The sequence below is a fragment of the Streptomyces sp. NPDC028907 genome (assembly GCF_055564995.1).
The window spans coordinates 858015-883490 of record NZ_JBVHVE010000001.1; the positions used below are offsets into that span (position 1 = coordinate 858015).

Genomic DNA, 25476 nt, shown 5'->3' on the forward strand with positions numbered 1-25476 from the left:
CGTGCGGCGGCGCAAGGAGTGTGACGTACCGTCGGTCCCGGTGCCGCGAAACGCCCGCCATTCACCCGGCAGGACGCTTGTACGGGTGTGAGCCGTTGCATGAGCGGGATGGGAACCCTCGTGCGTTGTCATGGGTTGGAAACCAATGACGGGGCCGAGCGAGGGGATGGACCACGGATGCCGAAGCGACGGCACCTTTCGCGCGCGGTGTTCGCCGCCGTGACCGCGACCGTGCTGGGCGTGGCCGGCTGTGACGCCGTCGGGGGCAACTCCCCGGCGCCGTCCGGCACCGAGGCGGGGAGCGCGCGCCCGTCGCCGAAGCCGACGCCGGCGTGGGACCGCGCTCCGGCGTCGATCGCGGCTGTCGGCGACTCCATCACGACCGGTTTCGACGCCTGTACGGTCCTGTCGGACTGCCCGGAGGTGTCGTGGGCGACCGGCGGCAGTCCGCAGGTCGACAGTCTCGCCGTTCGGCTGCTGGGGAAGGCGAAAGCGGCGGAGCGCAGCTGGAACCACGCGGTGACCGGGGCGCGGATGGCGGACGTGCCGGGGCAGATGGCGCGGGCGGTGGCGCACAGGCCGGAGTTGGTCACGGTGATGGCGGGGGCGAACGACGCCTGCCGGGACACGACGGACGCCATGACGTCGGTGGCCGATTTCCGCACGCAGTTCGAGGACGCCATGGGCACGTTGCGGGAGGCGCTGCCGAAGACGCAGGTGTACGTGGCGAGCGTGCCGAACCTGATGCGGCTGTGGGAGCAGGGCCGGACCAGTCCGGTGGGCCGGCAGGTGTGGAAGCTGGGCATCTGTCCGTCGATGCTGGGCGACGCCGAGTCGCTGTCCACGGCGGCGAACCAGCGGCGCGAGACGGTGCAGGGGCGGGTCGAGGCGTACAACAAGGTGTTGGAGGAGGTCTGTGCGAAGGACCGGCACTGCCGGTTCGACGAGGGCGCGGTGTACGACTTCCGGTTCGGTGCCGAGCAGCTGAGCCAGTGGGACTGGTTCCATCCGAGTGTGAACGGTCAGGCACGGCTGGCCGAGATCGCCTACCAGAGGATCACGAACTAGTGTTCCGCTCATGAGCGAACACTTCGGCACACTTTCCGACGGTACGCAGATCCATCGCTGGACGCTGGAGCGCGCGGGCGTCCGGGTTCGGGTGCTGTCGTACGGCGGGATCGTGCAGTCGTTGGAGGTGCCGGACCGGGACGGTCACCCGGCGGACGTGGTGCTGGGCTTCGCCGACCTGGACGGGTATCTCTCCCACCCCGGGCCCTATCTCGGTGCTCTCATCGGGCGGTACGCCAACCGGATCGCGGGCGGCCGGTTCTCGCTGGACGGTCTGACGTACGCGCTCGACCCGAACAATCCGCCCAACTCCCTGCACGGCGGCGGGCGCGGATTCGACAAGCGCGTGTGGGAGGTGGCGCCGGTCGAGCACGGTGTGCGGCTCAGCCGGGTCAGTCCGCACGGCGAGGAGGGCTTCCCGGGGCGTCTGGACGTCTCGGTGACCTACACCCTGGACGCGGACGGGGCGCTGCGGATCGCGTACGAGGCGGTGACGGACGCGCCGACCGTGGTGAACCTGACCAACCACAGCTACTTCAATCTGGCCGGGTCGCGGGCGGGGAGCGCGGGCGGGCATGAACTGCGGCTGGCCGCCTCCCGGTTCACCCCGGTGGACGCGGACCTCATTCCGGCCGGCGCGCCGGCGGAGGTCGCGGGCACGCGGTTCGACTTCCGTGAGGCGCGGAAGGTCGGTGCGGGGTACGACCACAACTTCGTGCTCGACAAGGGGGTGACGGGGAGTGCGCAGGAGGTCGCCGAATTGTACGACCCGTCGACCGGGCGGGTGCTGTCGGTGGCGACCACCGAGCCGGGGCTGCAGCTGTACACGGCCGACCATCTGACCGAGCCGTTCGCGCCGGGCGACGGCATCGCGCTGGAGACCCAGCACTTCCCGGACTCCCCGAACCGGCCCGAGTTCCCGTCCACGGTGCTGCGCCCGGGCGAGGTGTTCCGTTCACAGACGGTGTACGGCTTCTCGGCCCGCTGAGCCCGCAGGGCCGGGGAGAGGCCAAAGCCCCGGCCCGGGCGTCAGGACCCGGGCCGGGGCTGTTCCTGGGGTACTTCTCCCGGCTCAGACGTTAATCGTCGCCGTCACCCGACGGTCGGCGATCGAGCGGCTCACCTGGATCTCGTACGAACCCTTCACAACGGTCCACGAATTGGTCGTCTCATCCCACGTCTCGAAAGCGCGGCGCGGGATCTCGATCACCGCTTCGGCGGTCTCCCCCGGCCCCGCCTCCACCCCGGCGAATCCGGCCAGCCACCGCGCCGGGCGGTCGGCGTCGCGCTCGCCCGGCGCCAGGTACACCTGCACGACCTCGCGTCCCGCACGGTCGCCGGAGTTGCGGACGCGGACCGTGACCGTGGTCCCCTCGACCTTGGCGGACTCGTACGTCCACTCGGTGTAGCCGAGGCCGTGCCCGAAGGGGTACGACGGGGCGCGGCCCTCCTTCTCCCAGGCGCGGTAGCCGATGAAGACGTCCTCGGTGTACCGCAGTTCACCGTCCTCGGGGACGACCTGGGTGACGGGTGCGTCGGCCAGGGAGCCCCAGGTGGTGGGCAGCCGGCCGCCGGGCTCGTGCGCTCCGGTGAGGACGTCGGCCAGGGCGGCGCCGCCCTCCTGGCCCGGGAACCAGCTGAGCAGGACGGCGGCGACGTCCTCCCGCCAGGGGAGTTCGACCGGGGAGCCGGAGTTGACGACCACGACGGTGCGGGGGTTGACGGCGGCGACGGCGCGGACCAGGTCGTCCTGGCGGCCGGGCAGGGTCAGGTCGGTGCGGTCGAAGCCCTCTGACTCGACGCGGTCGGTGGTGGCGACCACGACGACGGCCGTGTCGGCGTGCCGGGCGGCCTCGACGGCCTCGGCGATCAGCTCGTCGGCGTCGCGCTGGGGCTCCTGGTGGGAGAGCGTGAAGGCGACGACCTTCATGGGGATGTCCTCGGCGAACTCGACGACGTAGGTGAGGGAGACCTCGACGGGTTCGCCGGCGGTGAGTTCGGGGCGGGCGCGCGGGACGGGGGCGCCGAAGAAGGTGATGAAGGGGTCGTCCTTGGCGGGGCGCTGGTCGTCGTCGAAGTACGTGGTGCCGTCGACGGTGAGCCTGAAGGCGCCGATGCCCTTGATGCCGAAGGCGTGCGCGCCGGTGTCGCGCGGGGTGAAGATGCCGGTCAGCTCGACGGTGTGCAGCGTCTGGTGCGTCACGCCGTCGGGGAGGTCGTCGCCCATCCACTGGATCTGGCCGCCCGGGGCGGAGCCGGTGCCGAGGACGTTCCCGTCGGCGTCCCGGCACACGGCGCGCAGGTCGAAGCCTTTGTCGGCGACGCCGAGTTCGGTGTTCGGGTCGGCGCCGACGGCGTACGTCAGGGTGCCGTCGGGGAGGGCGGCGGTGAGGCCGTCGAGCGGGGAGACGATCCGGTCGGGGAAGACGGTGGCGGAGCCGCCGCCGAGGACACGGGCGTCGCGGGCGGCGGCGCCGATGAGGGCGACCGTGGCGTTCGGCCGGAGCGGGAGGGCGTCCTGGTTGCGGACCAGAACGAAGGAGCGGCGGGCGATCTCGCGGGCCAGGCCGGCGCCGTCGACGGGCCCGGGGTGCTCGGTGACGGCCGGCTCGGCGCCGTCGAGGATGCCGACGCGGGCGGCGAGCCGCAGGACGTTGCGCACGGCGTCGTCGACCTTGGCCTCGGCGACCCGCCCGTCCCGTACCGCCTGGGCGAGGGCCTCGCCGTAGACGGTCCGCGGGCCGGGCATGGCGGCGTCGAGGCCGCCCTCGATGGCGGCGACGGTCGACCGGGCGGCCATCCAGTCGGAGACGTTGTAGCCGTCGAAGCCCCATTCGCCGCGCAGGACCTCGTTCACCAGGTGGTGGTGCTCGGTCATCGTCGTGCCGTTGACCGTGTTGTAGGCGGTCATGATGCCCCAGGGGCGGGCGTTGTCGACGATGATCTCGAAGGGCGCCAGGTACAGCTCGCGCAGGGCGCGTGCGCTCACCTCGTTGTTCACGGTGAAGCGCTCGGTCTCGGCGTCGTTGGCGACGAAGTGCTTGACGGTGGTGCCGACGCCGCCGGACTGGACGCCGTTCACATAGCCGGCGCCGATCGTGCCGGTCAGGTACGGGTCCTCGCTGTAGGCCTCGAAGTGCCGGCCGCCGAGCGGGGAGCGGTGGAGGTTGACGGTCGGGGCGAGCAGCACGTGGACGCCCTTGCGGCGGGCCTCCTGGGCGAGCAGCACCCCGGCCCTGCGGGCGAGTTCCGGGTCCCAGGTGGCGGCGAGGGCGGTGGGTGAGGGCAGGGCCACGGAGGGGTCGTCGGCGGTCCAGCGCACACCCCGGACGCCGATCGGGCCGTCGGACATCACGAGGGACCTCAGGCCGATCCCGGGGAGCGCGGGCAGGGTCCAGGTGTCCTGCCCGGACAGCAGCCGCGCCTTCGCGTCGAGGTCGAGGCCGGCGAGGGCTGCCTCGACGACCGCCTCGCGCGCTTCGTCCGCCTGGGTGCGGGTTCCCGCCATCGCGGTGCCTCCTCGTTGAGTCCGGGGCTGTGCCTGACTCCATCCTGCACCGGGTACCTGTAGCTCAGTAGGTTTCGTTACTCTGCCGTTATATTCAAGCCTCGTCGATGTCGTACGGTGACGCCATGGACGCGAGGGTCAGAAGCGAGGCGCGGCGCGCCGAGATCGTGCGGGCGGCCCTGGAGGTGATCGCCGAGCGCGGCTACCGGGGGGCGAGCCTGGGCGCGGTCGCGGAGCGGGTCGGGCTCACACAGCAAGGACTGCTGCACTACTTCCCGACCAAGGACGCGCTGCTCGTCGCCGTGCTCCAGGAGCGGGACCAGTGGGACGCCGTGCCGGGCACCCGGTGGCGGATCGACCTGCTGGCCTCGCTCGTCGAGTACAACGCGATGCGGCCCGGCATCATCCAGACCTTCTCGGCACTGCTCGGCGAGAGCGTGACGGAGGGGCATCCGGCGCGCGCGTACTTCACCGAGCGGTACACGGACGTCCGCGCGAGCATGGCCGAGGTCCTGCGCACCGAGTACGGCGACCGGCTGCCGAACGGACTGACCCCGGAGCGTACGGCTCCGCTGCTGGTCGCCGTCATGGACGGCTTGCAGTACCAGTGGCTGCTGGACCCCGACTCGGTGGACATGCCGGGGGCGTTCCGGGACTTCCTCGCCCTGCTGGGCGAGAGGTCGACCGACGTGGCCCCGGGCTGAGGTTCTCGGTCCGGTTTTCCCACGCCATGGCGTAGTCCACTCCCGTCACGCGATACTTCCGGCGTCCTGCAACGACGCATGCTCTGCCTCACCCCCCACCGTGACGGAAGGACCGTAACTCCCTTGAATTCCATACGCGTTCGGATCGGCGTCCTCGGGCTGGCCCTGCTGGCCGGCCTCGCCGCCCCCACGTCCGGGTCGGCCGCCGCCGAGGTCGCAGCCGCCCCCGCCGCCCCGACCGTCGAGGAACAGCGCCTCGACAAGGCGGTCCCGCAGGAGATCCTGCGCCGCTCCGGATTCGACGTCCAGACCGAGGAGTTCGCCGCCGGCCTCGCCGCCGCGCGCTCCTACGCACAGGCCCGGCGTCTCGTCGTACGCGAGGGGTCGGCGCTGTGGCGGAGGGCCGTCGAGCGGGCGCAGGGGCGGGGGCCGGACGATTCGAACAGGCGCGAAGCGCTTCCCAAAAAGGGTGGTGGTGGGCCACGGGTGGGCCTGAGCCGGGACGACGATCGGCCGCTGTACTGGGCCCGGTTGTCGATGACACGGGAGGTGCAGACCTGGGAGCCGGGGTTCGGGCTGAGTGACGGTCAGCGGGCCGCGTTGCTGGACGCGTTGGAGCGGGGCTCTCGGGGGCAGACCGATATCCGGTACCCGTCGGGGAAGGGCATCCGGCGTGTCCTGCTCACCGGGTTCGATCCGTTCACCCTCGACCATGACATCCGTATCTCCAATCCGTCCGGGGCGAGCGCGCTCGCGCTCGACGGGACGGTGATCCGGACGGCGCGGGGGCCGGTACGGGTGGAGACCGCCGTGTTTCCGGTGCGCTGGTCGGACTTCGCCGAGGGGACGGTGGAGCGGACGTTGCGGCCGTATCTGAGGCAGGTCGATCTGTTCACGACCGTGAGTCAGGGGCGGGTCGGGCGGTTCGACGTGGAGCGGACCAACGGGGCCTGGCGGGGCGGGTTCGGGGACAACGAGAATGTCGGCCGGACCGAGACCGTCCCGGTGACCGATCCGGCCTCGCAGCCGCAGTGGACGTCGACGACCCTGCCGTACGCGGAGATCGTGGCCGCGAACACCGGGCCTTTCCCCGTGTACGACAACACGAGCGTCACCGAGATTCCGGCGGGCGGTACGCAGGCCGTCGTCCGGCCGGACGGGCCGACGCCCGGGTCCACCGCGCGGGCCGGGGGCGGTGGGGACTACCTCTCCAACGAGATCGCCTATCGGGCGACGCTGCTGCGGGACCGGCTCGGGCTGCACGACACCCTGCCGGGTGGGCATGTGCACACTCCGGTGCTTCAGTTCGGGGCGGGTAACTCCGATCCGGCCACGGGGGCGGTGACGGATCCGGAGTTCGTGCGGAATCGGCTGGACATCGTGGCGCAGGTGCGGGCGATCGTGGGGGTGGCGGTGGAGTCGACGTCAGCTTCGTAGGGACCCGGTGGGGGCGTCGGGAGCTTCTTCGCCCCCGCCGCCCCTACCCGTCCCATCCCTTGAAGGGGCTCCGCCCCTTCGACCCCGCCAAGGGGCTCCGCCCCCTGGACCCCATCGGCCTGAACGGCCTCGTCCTCAAACGCCGGACGGGCTGAAAGGGTCCGGGCCGGCGCCGAACTGGCCCGAGTGCGCCGGCTCCTCGTCAAAAGGGCCGGCGCCTTTCCGGCCCCCGCCCTCCACGGTCTCCTCCCCCATCAACTCCCGCGACATCAGCGTCGCCCCCGCGACCGCCCCCGGCATCAGGAACACCGCGACGAACGGCACCAGGAAGGCGGCGGCGAGAGGCGCGCCGAAGCCCCAGATCAGGGTTCTGCGGGAGCGGAGGAGGGTGAGGCGGTCGCGGAGTGCGACGCTGCGGCGTTGGAGGGCGACCGCGGTGAGTTCCTCGGTGAGGAAGAAGCCGGTGACGAAGACGCCGAGGACCGGTACGACGGTCTGGCCGACGACCGGGATGAAGCCGAGGGCGAAGAGCAGGACGCCCCAGAGGGCGGCGCGCAGGACGATGCGGAGGCTGTCGCGGCCCGAGATCCACAGCTCGCGCCAGAGCGGCAGGCCGGACTCGGGTGCGGAGCCGTCGGGGGAGACGTCCCGGTCGACCTTCTCGGAGAGGTTCTCGTAGAAGGGCTGGCCGACGAGGAGCGTGACCGCGGTGAAGGTGATCACGGAGAGGAGCAGGCCCAGGGCGAACAGGACGGCGGTGAGGAAGCCGCGGAAGAGACCCTGCCAGGGGCTCGACCAGTCGTCGGCGAACGGCGTCGACCAGGAGACGAAGTCCTCGCCCCAGAGCGCGAGCGCGACCAGGGCGGCCGCGTAGAGCACCAGGGTGATCAGCCCCGGGATCAGCCCGAAGCCGTACTGCTTGCCGTGCCGGGCCACCCACCGCTGGCCCTTGAGGAGATACCTGAACCCGGTCCCGAGATCGCGCATGGACCGAACTCTAGTCGGGCCGTGTCACACGGCAGTCACGGTCGTTTCGGCGCCCGGTCACCGCGGCCCAGGGCAGGCAGATGCGCCATCCGGGGCATCGGTGACACCAACTCCCTCTTGTTGCGGTTGAGTCGAACAGGTACACCTCGCCGTACCGATCTCAGGAAGATCCCGGAGGAGGTACGCGTGCGCAACACGAGAACCGTTCCTGCGAGACCCGTTCCACTCATCGCCCTCGCCGTCACCGCGGCGGGCTCCCTGCTCCTCGGCCCGAACGCCGGTGCGGCGCAACCCCAGCCCCCGGTCCACCGGGAAGCCGCACTCGACCAGCAAGTGGCCCGGGCGCCGTTGAGCGCGGCCCAGCGGGCCCTCGCCGGTGCCGGGGCCACCGCCGGGACCGCACCGGAGGCAGCGCTCGGCGACGACGGCCGCGGCTACCCCCGTCGGCAGGTCCTCGACCCCGAACCCGTGAACCCGGCCGACAAGTCGATCAGGCTGGGCCTCACCCCGTATCACGCCCTCGCGCCCGAACTGAACGCCCTGCAGCGCCTCGGCGACCGTGTGAGCGTCGAGGTCGCGGGGCGGTCGGCGGGCGGGCACCGGCTGTATCTCGTCACCGTCACCGCCCCCGAGACGGCCCGTCAGGCCCGCGCGCAGGCGCGGATGCGCGAACTCATCGAGAAGACGCCCGCCCTGGCCGCCGGGTCGCCCGAGATCAAGCGGGCGTACAAGGCACCGGTGTTCGTGAACAACAACATCCACGGCGACGAATGGGAGGGCACCGACGCCTCCCTCCGGCTCATCCGACGGCTGGCCACCGCGCAGGACGCCAAGACGCGTGACCTGCTGTCGCACAGCCGCCTGTACTTCAACGTCACCGCCAACCCGGACGGCCGTATCGCCGGAACCCGCGCGAACGCGAACGGCTTCGACATGAACCGGGACTTCGTCACCGCCTCGCAGCCCGAGGTGCGGGCGATGCGGCGGATCATGGTGGCCAAGCAGCCGACCGTCATGCTCGACCTGCACGGCTACGTCAACGGCACGCTCATCGAGCCCACCACTCCCCCGCACGGCGAGAACTACGAGTACGACCTCTTCCTGAAGAACTCCTACGCCAACGCCCTCGGCATGGAGGCCGCCGTCAACGGGCTCGGCTACACACCGCGCAAGGACGGGGTCGAGCCCGCGCAGATCCCGTTCCGCGACCTGGAGGAGGGCTGGGACGACTGGCCGCCGGTCTTCACCCCGCAGTACGCGGCCTTCCACGGCACGGTCGCCGCGCACACGGTGGAGATCCCGATGGAGGTGAACGGCTCCGTCTACGACACCCTGCCGGTCACCGAACTGCGCCGCCGCTCCGCGATCAACGTCGACGTCGCCGGGGCCGCCCTGCGCGCCACCCTCGACTTCGTCCGGACGAAGCGCGCCTCGCTGGTCGCGGACCAGATCGAGGTCTTCCGACGGGGAGCCGCGGGCGCCGCGCAGGTGCCGGTGTCGCCGGCGACCGTCCCGGGTGTCCCCGGCATCGGCCCCGAGGACGTCTACACGACCACCTTCCCCCGCGCCTACGTCATTCCGGCGCCGGGCACGACGGCCGCCGCCCGCCTCGTCGACCACCTCCTCGCCAACGACGTACGCGTCACCCGCGCCACCCACTCCTTCCGGCTCGGCGGCCGGACGTACGCCAAGGGCTCGTACGTCGTCGACATGCACCAGCCCAAGCGGGGGCTCGCGAACGTGCTCCTCGCGGACGGGCGGGACATCAGCGACAAGGTGTCGGCGATGTACGACATCTCCGGCTGGAGCCTCGGCCGGCTGTGGGGCGCGGCGGTGGAGACCCTGCCGCGGATGCCGTACGGCGGTTTCCTGCGCCCGGTCCGTGCGGCGTCCCCGGTCGCGTACGTCGCCCCGCGCGGCGACCTGCGGCTGCGGCTCGACGACCCGAACGAGGTCGCCGCGCTCAACTCCCTGCTCCGCGACGGCGTCCGGGCGCGCCGGGCCGCCGACGGCAGTGCGATCGTGCCGGGCTCGGCGCGGCGGCAGGCCGCGCAGGCCGCCCGCCGGTACGACGTCGCCTTCCACGCGACACGGCTCACCGGCACGGCCCCGCTGCACCGCACCCGGGTCGCCGCCGCCGTCACCGCGGGTGAGCTGTTCGCGCTGCGGGAGATGAACTTCGAGGTCACGCCGGTGTCGACGGACGTGCTGAACGCCGGGTTCGACTGGTCGTCGGTGGACGTGCTGTTCGTGTCGGTGGGAGTGGAGTACGGCGACCTGGGCGCCGCCGCCCGCACCGCCCTCGACGCCTTCCTCGCCGGACACGGCCTCGTCGGCCGGGGCATCACCGGCGCCGAGCTGAGCACGGCAGCGGGACTGCTGGCGGTGAAGCCGGTCGAGGGCAACGGGGACGCCAACGGTGTGGTGCGGGTGCGGAACTCGGGCAGCCTTCTCATGTCCGGTACTCCGGACCACGGGTTCGTGTACGCGCCCGTGTGGTTCACGGATCTGGGTCCGCGAGTGCGGGTCGAGCAGGTGTACGGCACCGGGAACCCGTTGGTCTCCGGGCACTGGCGGTCGTCGCCGGACGGTTCCGGCGGGCCTGCGGACGCGGCGGGGCGGGCGTCGGTGGTCAGCGGTCCGGGCGCCGTCCTGTTCGGCACCGAGCCGCTCTTCCGGGATCACCCGAAGGGGGAATTCGCCCAGGTCGGACGGGCGTTGTTCAGCATGGCGCAGGCCAGTGGCACCAGATGAGGAGAGCGGATGACGCAAGGGATCCACGGCACCGTGGCGGACGGCTTCGAGGCGGTGCGCGAGGAGTTCGCCGCGTTCGTGGCGGGCGAGCGGCCCGACTACGAAGGCCAGTTGTGCGCGTATGTGCACGGCAGGAAGGTCGTCGACCTGTGGGCCGGTGACGGTTGCGAGGCCGGCTCGCTCTACGGCGTGTTCTCCTCCACCAAGGGCGCCGCGCATCTGGTGGTCGCGCTCCTGGTCCAGGACGGCACGCTCGAACCGGACCGCAAGGTGACGTACTACTGGCCGGAGTTCGGCGCCGAGGGCAAGGCCTCGGTGACCCTGCGCGATCTGCTCTCCCACCGGGCCGGGCTGGTCGGGCTCGACGCCGGGTTCACCCGGGACGAGCTGGCCGACGACCGCGCCATCGCCGAACGCCTCGCCGACCAGCGGCCGTTCTGGCGCCCCGGCACGGCTTTCGGCTATCACGCGCTCGTCATCGGCGCGCTGACGGGTGAGGTCGTACGGCGGGCGACCGGCCGGACGCTCCAGGAGGTGTACGAGGAGCGGGTGCGGGCGCCGTACGGTCTGGACTTCCACCTCGGGCTGCCCGAGGAGCTGGAGCCGCGTTTCCGCTCGGTCCAGCCGATGGCGCCGACGCCGGAGCAGCAGGCGGTGCTGGACGCGGTGCCGCAGGGGCCGCACACGCTGTCGTCGATCGCGTTCAACACGCATGTGCCGGATCCGGGTGAGCTGGTGGACTACGCCAACTCGCGTGCCGTGCGTGCGAGCGGGCCGGCGTCGGCGGGCGGTGTCGCCTCCGCGCGGGGACTCGCCGGGATGTACGCGGCGGCGATCAGTGAGCTGGACGAGCGGCCGCCGCTGCTGAAGCCGGACACGGTGGCCGAGGTGGGGCAGATCCATTCGACCGGGTACGACCTGGTGGCGCGGGCGCACAAGTCGTACGGGCTGGGTTTTCAGGCGACGGCGGACACGTGGTATCCGTTCCTGGGGGCCCGGACCTTCGGGCACAGTGGGGCTGGCGGGTCGCAGGCCTTCGCGGATCCCCGCGCCGGGCTGGCTTATGGGTATACCCGGCGCCGGTGTGCGTTTCCTGGTGGGGCCGCTCCGGAGAACGGGCGGTTTGTGCGGGTGGTGCATGGCGCGGCGCTCGCGTGACGCCCACTGCGCCCAGGAGCTCGGGAGGTTCGGTCGTATCGCGGGTGCGGGCTCGTGGCGGCTGGTCGCGCAGTTCCCCGCGCCCCTAGGCGGTTGCTGCCCGCGGCGTTCCAAGTCGACCAACGCCAAGAGGCCGCACCCCACGTCCAGGGGCGCGGCCTCCCCGTGGCAACGACCGGGTCAGCCGAGCGTCACGGTGATGTTGCCCCGGGTCGCCTTCGAGTACGGGCAGACCTGGTGGGCCTTCTCAACGAGGGCCTTGGCGGTCTCGGTGTCGACGTTCGGGATCTCGGCGGAGATCTCGACGATGATGCCGAAGCCGTCGTCGTTCTTGCCGATGCCGACCTTCGCGGTGACGGTCGAGCCGGAGATGTCGGCCTGCTCCTGGCGGGCGACGACGCCGAGGGCGCCCTGGAAGCAGGCGCTGTAGCCGGCCGCGAAGAGCTGCTCCGGGTTGGTGCCGGCGCCGCTGCCGCCCATCTCCTTGGGCGGGTTCACGACGACGTCGAGCTTGCCGTCGTCGGTGGCGACCCGGCCGTCGCGACCGTTGTCGGCGGTGGCGACGGCCGTGTACAGGACGTCGGTCTGCTGGATGGACATGCGGTGTCTTCCCCTTCTCGGTCCGCCGCGACTCGCGCCCACGATCGACGACGGTTTCGGAAAGAAGTTACCGCATGCCGGAAATCAGCAGAAGGCGTCAGAGCTTGACGATCATCTTCCCGGTGTTGTCGCCGCGCAGGACCCCGAGGAACGCCTCCAGGTTGTTCTCGATGCCCTCGACGACCGTCTCGCGGTACTTCAACTCGCCGGCGGCCACCCACGGGCCGACCTCGGACACGAACTGCGGCTGGAGGTCGTAGTGGTCGCCGACCAGGACGCCCTCGACGCGGAGCCGGTTCTGCAGGATCTTGACCATGTTGCGCGGGCCGGGGGTCGGCTCGGTCGAGTTGTACTGGGAGATCATGCCGCAGATCACGGCACGGCCACGGAGGTTGAGCGCGCCGATCGCGGCCTCCAGGTGCTCGCCGCCGACGTTGTCGAAGTAGACGTCGATGCCGTCCGGGGCGGCCTCCTTGAGCTGCTCCCAGACCGGGCCGTTCTTGTAGTTGAAGGCGGCGTCGAAGCCGTACTCCTCGACCAGGAGCTTGACCTTTTCGTCCGAGCCGGCGGAACCGATGACCCGGGAGGCGCCCTTGAGCCTGGCGATCTGGCCGACCTGGCTGCCGACGGCGCCCGCGGCGCCCGAGACGAAGACCGCGTCGCCCTCCTTGAAGGCACCGACCCGCAGCAGGCCCGCGTACGCGGTCAGGCCGGTCATGCCGAGGACGCCGAGGTAGGTGGAGAGCGGCGCGGCGTCCGGGTCGACCTTGACGGCGCTCTTCGCGTCCACGGCGGCGTACTCGCGCCAGCCGAAGAAGTGCAGGACGTGGTCGCCGACGGCGATCCCCTCGGCGTTGGACTCGACGACCTCGCCGACGGCGCCGCCCTGCATGACCTTGCCGAGCTCGAACGGGGCGACGTAGGACTTGGCCGACGACATGCGCCCGCGCATGTACGGGTCGACGGAGAGGTACTTGTTGCGTACGAGCACCTGCCCTTCGGCGGGGGTCGGCAGTTCGGCCTCGACCAGGGCGAAGTCATCGGCCTTGGGCCAGCCGACGGGGCGGGAGAGGAGGTGCCATTCGCGGTTGATCATGGGGGGTGCCCTTCCGGTGTACTGCGGGTGCGCCGCACTGCAATTACTTCAGCATATGAAACAACCATGCTCCTGAATATTTCAGGATGTCAAGTAACGGGGGTACCCTGAGAGCATGGCCACTCCACCCAAGACCCGGCGTCCCGATGAGCTGACCCTCGAAGTCGTGGACCTCATCGGTTCCGTCGTGGCCCGCTACCACGAGGAGTACGAGGAGGCCGCCGCCGAGCACGCGCTCACCGGCGCGCAGGCGCGGCTGCTCAGCCTGCTGTCACTGGAGCCGCTGCCGATGCGGAAGCTGGCCCAGCGGCTGCGCTGCGAGCCGTCGAACGTGACCGGCATCGTGGACCGCCTGGAGACCCGTGGCCTGGTGGAGCGACGCCCGGACCCCGCGGACCGCCGGGTGAAGCTGGCGGCGGCGACGGAGGAGGGCCGCCAGGTGGCCCGCAGCCTGCGGGACTCCCTGCGGTTCGCCCGGGAGCCACTGGCCGGGCTGTCGGAGGCGCAGCGGCTGACCCTGCGGGATCTGCTGCGGCGGATGCTGGGCGTGGACGTCTGAGGGGATCTTCCTGATCCCCGGTTGCGACGAGCAGTTCCTTGCGGCTGCGCCGGCGGCGGAGGAGTCGACACGGAGCGTGCGTGCCGGGCGGTCCCGCGACGACCGCATGATCCGGAAGAGGCGCGCGGGGGCGGGCGGGCCCGGGGCGCCGGTTGCGGGTGGTCCGGCCCGGGGCGAGGATCGGAACGTGGTGTTGTACCGCTCGGGCAGCCATGAGGGGTCTGACGGGCGTGGCGGGCGGTCCGTCAAGGCGGGGGTGACTCCGGACGGTGACCCGGTGCTCGCCGCCCGGCTGACCGTGCCGACGGTGCCGGGGACCTTCGTACGCAGGGAGCGGCTCGTCGAGCAGTTGGACGAGGGGGCGGGGCGGCCGCTGACCCTGGTCAACGGGCCCGCGGGGGCGGGCAAGACGCTGCTGGTCGCCGACTGGGTCGCGGGCCGCGAACCTGGGGCCGTGGCCTGGCTGACCGTGGAACCGCAGGACAGTGCGCCCGGTGTGTTCTGGTCGTACGTCCTGCATGCCCTGCGGCACCACGGGATCATCGTGCCCGAGTACATCCGCGGCCCGGCCCGGCCCGGCGAGGTGGACCACTCACTGCTGGCCCGTCTCGCGGCCTGGCTGAACGAACGGGACAGCCGGGTGATCCTCGTCCTGGACGAGTTCGACCGGGTGGCCGGATCCGCCGCGGTCGCCGACGAGCTCCAGTTCGTGCTCCGCCACGCCGGCGACGGACTGCGCCTGGCGATCATCAGCCGTACCGAGCCGCTGCTGCCGCTGCACCGCTACCGGGCCGCCGGTGAACTCGTCGACATCCGCGCCGACGACCTGGCCTTCCGCGCCGAGGAGGCCGCCGCCCTGGTGGACCGGCACGGGCTGCCGCTGTCGGCCGACGCCGCGCACGCGCTGACCGAGCGCACCGAGGGCTGGGCGGCGGGGCTGCGGCTGTGCGCGCTGGCCGCGCAGCGCGCCGACGACCCGGAGAGCTTCCTGGACGACTTCGAGGCCGGGCACAGCACGGTGGCCGACTTCCTGCTGGGCGAGGTGCTGCGCGCCCACCCCGCCGAGACCCAGGACCTGCTGCTGCGCACCAGCATCCTGGAGCGGACCCACCCCGACCTGGCCAACGCCCTCACCGGGCGGGACGACGCGGAGCCGGTCCTGGAGGCGCTCCAGCGAGCGAACGCGTTCGTCGAGCCCCTCGGCCACTCGTGGTACCGGCTGCACTCGCTCTTCGCCGAGATCCTGCGGGTGCGTCTGCGGGTGCGCCACCCCGGCCTGGAGCCGGAGCTGCACCGCACGGCCGCCCAGTGGCTGAGCCGGGCGGGCCTGCTCGACGAGGCGCTGCGGCACGCGGCGGACGCGGGTGACTGGGAGCTGGCCGCCGCCGAGCTCGTCGACCATCTGGCGATCGGACGGCTGCTGACCGGGCTGGCCGCCGAGCGGCTGGACGGTCTGTTCGCCCAGATGGCGCCGGACGCGTCCGGCCCCGCGCCCGACCTGGTGCGCGCGGCGCGCGAGCTGGCCCACCACGACGTCGACCGGGGTGTGACGTATCTGCGGCGTGCGGAGCAGAACCTGCCCGACCGCGGCACCGACGACGCCGCGGCCGTCCGGCTGAGCTGTGCGGTGCTGCGGGTGCTGGCCGCCCGGGTGGTGGGCTCGGCGGACCTGGCCGAGACGGCGGCGCGGGACGCCGCGGAGGCGGAACAGGACCTGCCCGCCGACCGGTTGGAGCGCAGTCCGGAGCTGACGGCCCTGATGCTCACCGACCTCGGTTCGGCCCAGCTGTGGGCGGGCCGGTTCGACGCCGCGCGCGTCACGCTGTCCACGGCGGTCGAGGCCGCCCAGGGGCTGCCGACGGCGTCCCCCCGGCACGAGGCGCTCGGCCGGCTGGCACTGATCGACTTCCTGCACGGCCGGCCCGGCCAGGCCGAGGCGCATGCCCGGGGCGCCGTCGCGGAGGCCGAGCGGTCGGGGCTGCCGGTGTCGTACCGCACCGGGATGGCCCAGCTCGTGCTGGCCGCGGTCGCCGTCGACCGGGACGACCTGACGGCCGCGCAGGAGCATCTCGACCAGGCGGCCGCCACCTCCGCCGCGGCCCGCGATCCCCTCGTGGCCGTGGAGCTGGCGATCCTGCGCTCCCGGCTGCTGGTCGCCAGGGGTGACTCCCGGGCGGCGCTGCCGGCTCTCGACGACATGACGAGGCAGCCCCTGGTCTCCGCCGAGCACTCCCCGTGGGTGAGCGACCGCATCGCCATGGCCACCGCCGCGGCGCATCTGGCGGACGGCGATCCGAAGGCGGCGGTGAAGGTCTTCGAGGAACAGCCGCTGCACAGCCCGGAGAGCCGGGCGGCCGAGGCCCGGGCCCGGGTGGCCGCGGGCGACGCCGGCCGGGCGCTGCGCATCCTCGACGCACTCCCCGAGCCCCGGGACCAGGGGCCGGCCGTCGACGTGTGGCTGCTGCTGACCCGTGCGCAGGTCGTCGAGGCGATCGGTGACTCCCCGGCCGCCGAGGGCCTGGTGCAGCGGGCCCTCGCGGCGGCCCGTCCGCATCAGCTGAGGCGGCCGTTCCTTCAGGCCGGGCCGTGGCTCGGCCGGCTGCTGCGGCACCGGCCCGCGCTCGCCCGGGAACACACCTGGCTGACCGGCACGCTCGCGTCGCGGCCGGCCGCCTCGCCGCCCCGGACGGAGCCGCTGAGCGCGCGTGAACACGAGGTCCTCGAACGGCTGGCCGAGCTCATGTCCACCGAGGAGATCGCCGCCGACCTGCATCTGTCGGCCAACACCGTGAAGACCCACCTGAAGAACATCTACCGCAAGCTCGCCGCCACCCGACGCGGCGAGGCCGTCCGCCGGGCCCGCGAACTCGGCCTGCTCTGAAGAACTCCGCCCGACCTCGCCCGGGCCGTGTCACCTCGCCCGGGTGATGCCTCCCCGCACCCGGGCGGCCAGCATGAGGTCATGCGCTACGAGATCCGCGTCGACGGGGAGATGTCGGACGAGCTGACCACGGCGTTCCCCGAGTTGACGACGTTCGTCGTCCCCGCCCACACCGTGCTGTACGGCCAGGTCGACGACGAGGCGCATCTGTACGGCCTGTTGGTCCGGTTCCAGTCGCTGGGGCTGCGCGTGGCGGAGGTCCGCCGGATCCCGGAGTGAGGGCGCGGGCAGGTGGGCGGGGGCGCGAGGGCGTTCAGCCCGCCAGCACCTTCTCCTTGGCCCGCTCGTACTCGGCGTCGGTGATGTCGCCGTGGTCGTGCAGCCCGGCGAGCTTGGCCAGCTCGTCCGCGCGGGTCGCCTGGGTCGCGCCGGTCGCCGGGGCTTCGGCGGCCGCCTTCTGGACGTAGGAGCGGAACGCCTCCTCCTGCCGCTGCATCTGGCGCACGTCACGCTCACCCATGCCGCGGCCACGGGCCATCAGGTAGACGAAGACGCCGAGGAACGGCAGCACACAGACGAAGACCGTCCAGCCCGCCTTGGCCCCGCCACCCATGGTGTCGTCGCGGAAGATGTCGCCGATGACCCGGAACAGCAGCACGAACCACATGACCCACAGGAAGAACCAGAGCATGGTCAGGAACGCGTTGAGCAGCGGATAGTCCACTGTTGCCTCCACATGCCGGCCGCCGTGACGCCACGGCGGCGCTCCAAGCCTGATGTCCTCCACGCTGCGCCTGTCGGCCCGCGACGGCATCACCCGCGGCGGGTGGGGTGTCGCTGTCCGTGGCAGCTCTCCGGGCGCGCTCGAACGATGGTGTCTCCGTGACGGTCCGCGTCAGACTCCCAGCACCTTCGCCTTGGCCCGCTCGTACTCGGCGTCGGTGATGGCGCCCCGGTCGTGCAGCGCGGCCAGCCTGCCCAGGTCGTCCGCCTTGGTGCCGGTTCCGGTGGCGGAAGCCTGCTGGACGTACGCCCGGAAGGCCCGCTCCTGGTCCGGCGCCCGGCTCAGCTCGCGCTCGCCCAGCCCGCTCCCGCGGGCGACCAAGTAGGCGAGGACGCCGGCGAACGGCAGCACACACACCAGCAGCGTCCAGCCAGCCTTCCCCCAGCCGCTGAGCGCGTCGTCCCGGAAGATGTCGGCGACGACGCGGAACAGCAGCATCAGCCACATGATCCACAGAAAGAACCAGAGCATGGTCAGGAACACGTCGAGCAGGGGGTAGTCCATGATCACCTCCGCCGGCCGGCGCCCGAGCACTCGGGACTCGTCGGCTTCACATTGCGCCGGGCCCCGCTCGTGCGGCATCACCCCTCGCGGGTGTCCTGACGCAAGGCGGCCACGCACCCGGACCCGGACCCGGCACGGCGAGGCTCCGCGCACGACGGTCCCGAGCGGGATCGCCGTGCGCGGAGCACCCCACAGGAGCTACCGCGGCGTCCCCGACGGATGCACGGCTGTGTCCGCGCAGGAGGCACGGCAACGTGGGGACGCCGGCCGCCCTAGGAGGTCGGGTCCCGCCTCACCACGCACAGGGCCCAGATGATGAACGCGTACAGCGCGATCAGCGTGAGCGACCAGACCGGGTAGTACGGGATGGACAGGAAGTTGGCGATCAGCAGCAGGGCCGCGATGCCGACGCCGACGACCCGCGCCCACGTCTTCGCAGTGAACAGACCGAAGCTCACGACCAGGGCGATCGCCCCGAACAGCAGGTTGATCCAGCCCCAGCTGGTCAGGTCGAACTTGAAGATGTAGTTGGGGGTGGAGACGTAGACGTCGTCCTCGGCGATCCCCATGATTCCCCGGAAGACATCGAGGATCCCGGCGATGAACAGCATCACCGCGGCGAACAGCGTCAGGCCGGTGGCGGCGGTCTGCGCTCCTTCCCGATGCTGGGGACGGCTGGTGGTGGCCATGTCCGGCCTCCCTTTCCTGGACGGGCTGCGGCGCGCAGCCGTACACCATCGAGCCTGATCCACGAGGCCGCGCCCGTCGTCACCCCCGGGGGGTGAGGCGTCACGCCGCCGGTTCGGTCCGGGCGGTGACGCGTCCGCCGGCCACGGCGTCGGCCAGTTCCCGGTGGTCGCGTGCGTTCTGGTCGGCGTAGGCCCCGGCGAACCGCGCCAGCGCCCGGTCGAAGGTGTCGCCGCGGCCGAGATAGGCGGCGATGGCGATCGGGTCGCCGGAGCGGGCGTGCGCCCGGGCCAGTGAGGCGCCGCACAGGCGGGCGAACAGGCCGAGGGTCCCGGGGTCCATGGTCTCGGGCCTGGCGATGCCCTTCCAGTCCCTCAACTGCCGTACGTAGAAGTCGCGTTCGCGGCCGTCGATGCCGGTGACGTGCTCCCAGCCGAGGAAGATGTCGCCGGCGGCCTGCATCAGCCGTTGCCCGGTCACCACCCGCTCGCCCTGGTTCTGGAAGGGGCTCGCCCCGCAGTAGGGAGCGAGGACCGACTCACCCGCCTCCTTGGCCTGCAACAGGAGTGGGTCGCCGTCGTCGCGGCCGAGCAGCAGGATGATCCAGCACCGGGTGCCGACGCTGCCGACCCCGACGACCTTGCGGGCCATGTCGACCACGTGGAAACGGCTCAGCAGGTGCCTTCGCTCGGAGGACAGGCTGGAGCGGTAGTCGTTGACGAGGGTGCGCAGCGTCCGTGCCAGGCCCTCGCCCTCGGCGCCCGGCAGCAGCTCCGCGAGGGGGGTGATCAAGGGGGGATCCGAGACGATCCGGGGGGTGCCGTCCACGACCCGGGTCAGCTTCGCGGCCGCCTGGAGACTCGTCCGGGTGCGGGCCTTGGCCGCCGCGCGGGTGGCGCGCCGCTCCTGCGCCTTGCCGGGCCGTTCGGGCAGCAGCTCCGCGATCCGGTCGAAGTCGTCGCGCGCGTACCAGACGTCGAGGGTGCGTGCCTCGGCGAGCTCGCGCACGCGCTCGCGGTAGGCCTCCACGGCGGCGCGCACGATCCTGTCGCACTTCCCGGCCGGGAACCCGTTGGCCCGACCGGCGATCACCAGGGACGCGGCGAGCCGCTTGACGTCCCACTCGAAGGGGCCAGGCAGTGTCTCGTCGAAGTCGTTGATGTCGAAGACGAGATGGCGTTCTGCGGAGGCGAGGAGCCGGAAGTTCAGCAGATGGGCGTCGCCGCACAGCTGGGCGTACAGCCCGGTGTGCGGCCCCGCGCCCAGGTCCGAGGCCATGATCGCCGCGGCTCCCCGGTAGAAGCGGAACGGTGATTCGAGCATCCGGCCGTAGCGGACGGGGACGAGTTCGGGGACGCGGGTGGCGGACTGCCGCTCGATGATGTCGAGGGGGTCGGGCCGTTTCCGGTCGGGTTCGAAGACGGCGTGGGCGGAGCGCGGGACACGGGCGCGCGCCTCCTTGCCGAGGGCCGCGCGCTCGGTCGGGGAGAGCGCGCCGTCGGTCGTCGGGGAGAGCGGGGCGTCGTGCAGCGTGGCCATGACCGGACCTCCTTGCCCGCATCGTCACAGGCCCGCCCTCCGCCGGGATCACCCGGAACAGGTGATGCGGGCCGGGGCTCGCGGGGGCCGCGGCTGACGGTCCGCGCGGGCGGCACGGTCATCGACGTCTCTCAGACGGTCCTTGTCAGCGACGACCCCTACGACCCGGGGGGACCGGGAAAGTGACCGGCTCAGGTGCACCACCACAGGAACCGGTCGCACTCCGTCTCGGACGGCGACGGTTCGGGGGTCGGGTCCGACGTGGTCGGTTCGGCGGTCGGCGCCGGAGCCTGCGGATCGGACGTGGTGGTGGGGGCCGAGGCGGACGTGCCGGAGCCGCCGCTGCCGGTGGTCGGAGACTGGCCGTCCTTGTCGGGGGTCTTGTCCTCGTCCTTCTTCTCGTCCTCGTCCTTCGGCGACTTCGAGGCCGAAGGGGACGACGAGGGACCCGGCGACGACGCGCTCCCGTCCGTCCTGGTCGCACCGTCCGTCGCGGCGGGGGACGCGGTCACCTCTTCCGACGCCGCGCCCTCCGCCGACTCGTCCCCCGCGGCGGCCGGCTTCGGGCTGGAGCCCGGGGCGTCCATGCCGAGTTCCGCGAGGCTCAGGCCGCCGGCGGCCAGGACGAAGCCCGCGGCGATCAGCAGGGTCCGGCGGCGGCGACGCCGATGCGCGGCGGCCTTGCGATCGCGACGGCTGGCACCGGCGGCCCCGGACTCCTCGTCCAGGTCGCCTTCTTCCTCGTCGTACTCGTCGTCCTCGTCCTCGTGCCCGGCGTACTCCTCGGGCTCGGTGTGACCGCGTCGGCGGCCACGCCGCTGCGCCGCCCGGCGCGCGGCCCGTCCGCCGACCGGCGCGGTCTCGGCCGCCTCACCGGCATCCGTGCCCGCCTCCGCGGCCTCCGTGGCCTCCGCCAAGTGGCCGGCGTCGGCATGGCGGTCGGCGTACTCGCCCCCGCCGTACTCTCCACCGCCGTACTGCCCCGCATCGGCCCCGTAGTGCCCCGTACCGCCGCCGTACCCGCCCTCGCTGCCCCCGTACCGCCCCGCGTCACTCCCGTACTGCCCCTCGTACGCCTCGTACGAGCCCTGGCCGCCCTCAGCACCCGCGGGCACGTACTCGGCCCGCTCGGCCAGCTGCGGGTACGCCTCGTCCGGCGCGCCCGCGTGCATGCGCAGCTCTTCGATCGCGGCGCCGCACCCCGGGCAGGCGAGGGCGCCGTTGAGGTGCCTGCGGCACGGGTGGCAGTAGTCCATGACGCGGGAAGACTAAGGAACCGACCCACACCTTTCCTAGCGACTGCTGTGAAGGTTGTGTGCGGAACTGGCCTTTCCGGTTTGGTCGGTGGGGGTCAAGCCCGACTATTCGGCGCGATCCTCCGCGCCGGGCCCGTAGGCAACTCGGGTGGCCCGTCGCACATACTCCGTGCGACGGGCCACCTCGGCCCAAGTCCCCAGGTCCGCCCTAGGTTTGCTTGCGCGTCGTCATCGCCCGCTGGATCAGGATGAACGCGCACAGCAGCACACCCGTGGCGATCTTCGTCCACCAGGAGCTGAGCGTGCCCTCGAACTGGATGATGCTCTTGATCAGGCCCAGCACGAGGACGCCGAACAGGGTGCCCAGGACGTAACCGGAGCCGCCCGTCAGCAGCGTGCCGCCGATGACGACCGCGGCGATGGCGTCGAGTTCCATGCCGACGGCGTGCAGCGGGTCACCGGACTGGATGTACAGCATGAACAGCAGGCCGGCCAGCGCCGAGCAGAAGCCGCTCACCGTGTACACGGCGATCTTCGTGCCGCCCAGCGGAAGCCCCATCAGCAGCGCCGACTGCTCGTTGCCGCCGATCGCGTACACCCGGCGGCCGAAGCGCGTGTAGTGGAGGATGTAGAAGGCGACGGCGAGGACGACCAGTGCCACGATGGCGCCGATCGACAGCTCCCCCAGTCCGAGCGGCACCCGGGTCTGGGCCATGGTGCTCACCGTGGAGTCGCTGATGGAGATGGACTCCTTGCTGATGACCAGGCAGAGGCCCCGGAAGAGGAAGAGGCCGGCGAGGGTCACGATGAACGGCTGGATCTCGAAGTTGTGGATCACATAGCCCATGAGGAAGCCGCCGAACGCGCCCACCCCCAGGGCGAGCGGGATGACCAGCAACAGCGGCAGGCCCTGACGCTCCACCAGCCATGCCGTGAACATGGTGGTGAAGCCGATCAGCGAGCCGACGGACAGGTCGATACCGCCGGACATGATGACGAAGGTGGCGCCGACGGCCGCGACCAGCAGATAGCTGTTGTCGATGAACAGGTTGAGGAAGACCTGCGGTTCACCGAAACCGTAGTTCTGGTAGCGGCTGAGACCGCCGATGTACATCGCGAGGAACAGGCCGGCCGTGACCAGGACGGGCAGCCGCCGGTCACCGAGCAGACGCGCGGCCGCGGACGCCCGTGCCGGCGTGGACGGCGTACGGCCTTCCGCTGCCGTGCGGGTCTTGGTGGTCGCGCTCATCGCGACACCTCCATCTTCGGGGCGGCGTCGGCCGGGGTGGCGGGCTCCGCCGGGGCGGTGGTCCGGGCGCGTCCCTTCGCGCCGAAGACCTTGGCCCGGAACTTCGGGGACTGCAGCAGGCAGACGACGATGACGACGGCGGCCTTGAAGACCAGGTTGGTCTGGGTGGGCACGCCGATGGTGTAGATCGTGGTGGTCAGGGTCTGGATGACGAGGGCGCCGATCACGGTGCCGCCGATGGAGAACCGGCCGCCGAGCAGCGAGGTGCCGCCGATGACGACCGCGAGGATCGCGTCCAGCTCGATCCACAGGCCGGCGTTGTTGCCGTCCGCGGCCGAGGTGTTGGAGCTGATCATCAGGCCGGCGATGCCCGCGCACAGGGCGCAGAACATGTACACCATGATCTTGATGCGCCGGGAGCGGATGCCGACCAGACGGCTGGCCTCGGCGTTGCCGCCGACCGACTCGACGAGCAGGCCCAGCGCCGTGCGGCGGGTCAGGGCGACGGTGACGGCCACGACGGCGGCCACCACGAAGATGGAGAAGGGCAGGGTCAGCCAGTAGCCGCCGCCGATGAGCTTGTACGGCTCGCTGTTGATGGTGATGATCTGGCCGTCGGTGATCAGCTGGGCGACACCGCGTCCGGCGACCATGATGATGAGGGTCGCGATGATGGGCTGGATGCCCATCCGGGCGACCAGGAAGCCGTTCCACAGGCCGCAGACCACTGCCGCCACCAGGCCGATGCCCATGGCGAGGAAGACCCCCGCCAGCGCGTTCTGGTCGGCCTGGTCGCTGATGTACGAACAGGTCAGGGCGCCGGTGATGGCGACCACGGCGCCGACGGAGAGGTCGATGCCGCCGGTGGCGATCACCAGGGTCATGCCGACGGCCACCAGGATCAGCGGCGAGCCGAACAGCACGATCGATACGAGGCTGCCGTAGAGGTGGCCGTCCGCCATCCGGATCGCGAAGAAGTCGGGTGTGAAGGGAACGTTGACGAGCAGCAGCGCGATCAGGACCGCGACCGGCCAGAACAGGTGGTGGTGCGTCAGTGCTCGCCAGCGGGAGGGGGTGGTCACTGCCGGGGTACTCACTGGTGCTCTCCGCTCGCGATGGTCTCCAGGATCTTGCTGGTGGTGATCTCCGGCCCGTTGGTCAGCTGTGCCACGAGCTTGCGGTCGCGCAGCACTCCGATGGTGTGGCTGAGCCGGAGCACCTCCTCCAGTTCGGCCGCGATGTACAGCACGGACATGCCGTCCTCGGAGAGGGAGACCACGAGCTTCTGGATCTCGGCCTTGGCGCCGACGTCGATGCCGCGCGTGGGCTCGTCGAGGATCAGCAGCTTCGGCTGGGTGATCAGCCAGCGGGCGAGCAGCACCTTCTGCTGGTTGCCGCCGCTCAGCTGGCCGACGCGGGCCTCGGGGTTGGCGGGGCGGATGTCGAGGGCCTTGATGTACTTGGCGACGAGTTCGTCGCGCTGGGTGGCCGGGATGGGCCGGGTCCAGCCGCGGGACGCCTGGAGGGCGAGGATGATGTTCTCGCGCACCGTGAGGTCGGGGACCAGGCCCTCGGTCTTGCGGTTCTCCGAGCAGAACGCGACACCGGCGCCGATGGCGTCGTTGGGGGCGCTCATCGAGACCTGCTTGCCGGCGACCGTCACCTTGCCGCTGTCGGGCTGGTCGGCGCCGAACAGCAGCCGGGCCAGTTCGGTGCGGCCCGAGCCGAGCAGTCCGGCGAGGCCGAGCACCTCGCCCTTCTTGATCTCCAGGTCGAAGGGGGCGATTCCGCCGGTGCGGCCGAGGCCCTCGGCCTTGACGAGCGTCTCGCCGACGTCGGAGCGCAGCTGGTGCTCGTGCAGCTCCTCCAGCTGGTCCAGGGCCTTGCCGATCATCAGCTCGATCAGCCCGACCTGGTCGAGGTCGGCCACCATGTGCTCGCCGACCAGGGTGCCGTTGCGCAGCACGGTCATGCGGTCGCAGATCTCGTAGATCTGGTCGAGGAAGTGCGACACGAAGAGGATCGCGACGCCCTCGTCCCGCAGGCGCCGCATCAGCCGGAACAGTTCGAGGACCTCGTCGCGGTCGAGGCTGGAGGTGGGCTCGTCCAGGACGAGCACCTTGGTGCCGGAGCCCTCGCCGTCGCTGTCGCCGTGGCCCACCGACCGTACGATCGCGACCAGTTGCTGCACGGCCAGCGGGTATGAGGACAGCGGTGCCGTCACGTCGATGTCGAGGCCGAGCCGGTCGACCATCTCCGCGGCCTGCTTGCGTATCTGCTTCCACTGGATGCGGCCGGCGCGGGTGGGTTCACGGCCGATGAAGATGTTCTCCGCCACCGAGAGGTTGGGGCAGAGGTTGACCTCCTGGTAGACCGTGCTGATGCCGGCGTGCTGGGCCTCCAGCGGGCTGCCGATCCGCACGGCCTTGCCGTCGAGGGTGACGGTGCCGCCGTCCAGGGTGTGGACCCCGGTCAGCACCTTGATGAGGGTGGACTTCCCGGCCCCGTTCTCGCCCATGAGGGCGTGGATCTCGCCGGGGAAGAGCCGGAAGTCGACGCCCGACAGAGCCCGTACCCCCGGAAACTCTTTGACTATGCCCGTCATCTCCAGGACGGGCCGCGGCTCTGCCATACCTCTCCTAATGAGGGGATCACCGGCTTTGCCCGGTGGGGAATTCATTCCGTGTTGGGTTGGTTACGCCCGC

At 71.6% G+C, this 25476-nt stretch carries 21 protein-coding genes; 9 read left to right on the forward strand and 12 right to left on the reverse strand.

The features are described from left to right. The first annotated feature begins 177 nt into the window (after positions 1-177). Positions 178-1068 carry an SGNH/GDSL hydrolase family protein gene (locus ACZ4UU_RS03830; RefSeq protein ID WP_468036282.1) on the forward strand — a complete coding sequence of 297 codons (891 nt, stop codon included), beginning with the start codon at positions 178-180 and terminating at the stop codon, positions 1066-1068. Positions 1069-1078: 10 nt separating this feature from the next. Further along, entirely contained in the window at positions 1079-2056 is a 978-nt protein-coding gene (locus ACZ4UU_RS03835; protein WP_468036283.1) for an aldose epimerase family protein, read from the forward strand. 84 nt (positions 2057-2140) lie between these two features. Here the strand turns inward: ACZ4UU_RS03835 and ACZ4UU_RS03840 are convergent, their stop codons facing one another. Then, positions 2141-4576, reverse strand: coding sequence for a glycoside hydrolase family 3 protein (locus ACZ4UU_RS03840; protein WP_468036284.1), 2436 nt, complete (start codon positions 4574-4576; stop codon positions 2141-2143). Between the two features lie 107 nt (positions 4577-4683). Between ACZ4UU_RS03840 and ACZ4UU_RS03845 the strand changes: the two genes are divergently transcribed. Beyond that, positions 4684-5280: a TetR/AcrR family transcriptional regulator gene (locus ACZ4UU_RS03845; RefSeq protein WP_468036285.1), complete on the forward strand. Its 597-nt coding sequence runs from the start codon at positions 4684-4686 to the stop codon at positions 5278-5280. A gap of 123 nt (positions 5281-5403) precedes the next feature. After that, positions 5404-6717, forward strand: coding sequence for a pyroglutamyl-peptidase I (locus ACZ4UU_RS03850; RefSeq protein ID WP_468036286.1), 1314 nt, complete (start codon positions 5404-5406; stop codon positions 6715-6717). A gap of 135 nt (positions 6718-6852) precedes the next feature. Here the strand turns inward: ACZ4UU_RS03850 and ACZ4UU_RS03855 are convergent, their stop codons facing one another. Next, a complete protein-coding gene (locus ACZ4UU_RS03855; RefSeq protein ID WP_468036287.1) occupies positions 6853-7704 on the reverse strand; it encodes an EI24 domain-containing protein in 852 nt (283 codons plus the stop codon). A 186-nt stretch (positions 7705-7890) separates the two neighbouring features. Between ACZ4UU_RS03855 and ACZ4UU_RS03860 the strand changes: the two genes are divergently transcribed. Together ACZ4UU_RS03860 and ACZ4UU_RS03865 are read left to right on the forward strand one after the other, a co-directional pair. Then, the gene (locus ACZ4UU_RS03860) at positions 7891-10458 is read left to right on the forward strand and encodes a M14 family zinc carboxypeptidase (protein ID WP_468036288.1); all 2568 of its coding nucleotides are present in this window, start codon (positions 7891-7893) and stop codon (positions 10456-10458) included. A 9-nt stretch (positions 10459-10467) separates the two neighbouring features. Continuing rightward, positions 10468-11616 carry a serine hydrolase domain-containing protein gene (locus ACZ4UU_RS03865; RefSeq protein WP_468036289.1) on the forward strand — a complete coding sequence of 383 codons (1149 nt, stop codon included), beginning with the start codon at positions 10468-10470 and terminating at the stop codon, positions 11614-11616. Positions 11617-11796: 180 nt separating this feature from the next. On the opposite strand, the gene ACZ4UU_RS03870 is transcribed toward ACZ4UU_RS03865, so the two are convergent. Continuing rightward, complete coding sequence (locus tag ACZ4UU_RS03870) at positions 11797-12216, reverse strand: organic hydroperoxide resistance protein (protein ID WP_468036290.1); 420 nt, start codon at positions 12214-12216, stop codon at positions 11797-11799. 97 nt (positions 12217-12313) lie between these two features. After that, a complete protein-coding gene (locus ACZ4UU_RS03875) occupies positions 12314-13312 on the reverse strand; it encodes an NADP-dependent oxidoreductase (RefSeq protein ID WP_468036291.1) in 999 nt (332 codons plus the stop codon). Positions 13313-13427: 115 nt separating this feature from the next. Between ACZ4UU_RS03875 and ACZ4UU_RS03880 the strand changes: the two genes are divergently transcribed. The 3 genes from ACZ4UU_RS03880 (at position 13428) to ACZ4UU_RS03890 (ending at position 17031) form a co-directional block, all read left to right on the forward strand. Next, positions 13428-13871 carry a MarR family winged helix-turn-helix transcriptional regulator gene (locus tag ACZ4UU_RS03880; protein ID WP_468036292.1) on the forward strand — a complete coding sequence of 148 codons (444 nt, stop codon included), beginning with the start codon at positions 13428-13430 and terminating at the stop codon, positions 13869-13871. 187 nt (positions 13872-14058) lie between these two features. Then, entirely contained in the window at positions 14059-16752 is a 2694-nt protein-coding gene (locus tag ACZ4UU_RS03885) for a winged helix-turn-helix domain-containing protein (RefSeq protein ID WP_468036293.1), read from the forward strand. Between the two features lie 81 nt (positions 16753-16833). Next, the gene (locus ACZ4UU_RS03890) at positions 16834-17031 is read left to right on the forward strand and encodes a hypothetical protein (RefSeq protein WP_468036294.1); all 198 of its coding nucleotides are present in this window, start codon (positions 16834-16836) and stop codon (positions 17029-17031) included. A 34-nt stretch (positions 17032-17065) separates the two neighbouring features. Here the strand turns inward: ACZ4UU_RS03890 and ACZ4UU_RS03895 are convergent, their stop codons facing one another. The 8 genes from ACZ4UU_RS03895 to ACZ4UU_RS03930 all read right to left on the reverse strand — a co-directional run bounded on the left by ACZ4UU_RS03895 (position 17066) and on the right by ACZ4UU_RS03930 (position 25403). Further along, positions 17066-17443: an SHOCT domain-containing protein gene (locus ACZ4UU_RS03895; RefSeq protein ID WP_468036420.1), complete on the reverse strand. Its 378-nt coding sequence runs from the start codon at positions 17441-17443 to the stop codon at positions 17066-17068. Between the two features lie 204 nt (positions 17444-17647). Then, positions 17648-18040 (reverse strand): SHOCT domain-containing protein, encoded by a 393-nt coding sequence (locus ACZ4UU_RS03900; RefSeq protein WP_468036295.1) that lies wholly within the window; start codon positions 18038-18040, stop codon positions 17648-17650. A 272-nt stretch (positions 18041-18312) separates the two neighbouring features. Further along, positions 18313-18729 (reverse strand): DUF7144 family membrane protein, encoded by a 417-nt coding sequence (locus tag ACZ4UU_RS03905; protein ID WP_468036296.1) that lies wholly within the window; start codon positions 18727-18729, stop codon positions 18313-18315. A gap of 100 nt (positions 18730-18829) precedes the next feature. Beyond that, a complete protein-coding gene (locus ACZ4UU_RS03910) occupies positions 18830-20266 on the reverse strand; it encodes a DUF2252 domain-containing protein (RefSeq protein ID WP_468036297.1) in 1437 nt (478 codons plus the stop codon). A gap of 191 nt (positions 20267-20457) precedes the next feature. Beyond that, a complete protein-coding gene (locus ACZ4UU_RS03915) occupies positions 20458-21522 on the reverse strand; it encodes an SCO2400 family protein (protein ID WP_468036298.1) in 1065 nt (354 codons plus the stop codon). 208 nt (positions 21523-21730) lie between these two features. Beyond that, positions 21731-22771 carry a galactofuranose ABC transporter, permease protein YjfF gene (gene yjfF, locus ACZ4UU_RS03920; protein ID WP_468036299.1) on the reverse strand — a complete coding sequence of 347 codons (1041 nt, stop codon included), beginning with the start codon at positions 22769-22771 and terminating at the stop codon, positions 21731-21733. Beyond that, positions 22768-23868 (reverse strand): ABC transporter permease, encoded by a 1101-nt coding sequence (locus ACZ4UU_RS03925; protein ID WP_468036300.1) that lies wholly within the window; start codon positions 23866-23868, stop codon positions 22768-22770. The genes yjfF and ACZ4UU_RS03925 overlap by 4 nt, the downstream gene beginning before the upstream one ends. Further along, entirely contained in the window at positions 23865-25403 is a 1539-nt protein-coding gene (locus tag ACZ4UU_RS03930; protein WP_468036301.1) for a sugar ABC transporter ATP-binding protein, read from the reverse strand. The genes ACZ4UU_RS03925 and ACZ4UU_RS03930 overlap by 4 nt, the downstream gene beginning before the upstream one ends. Between the last annotated feature and the right edge of the window lie 73 nt (positions 25404-25476).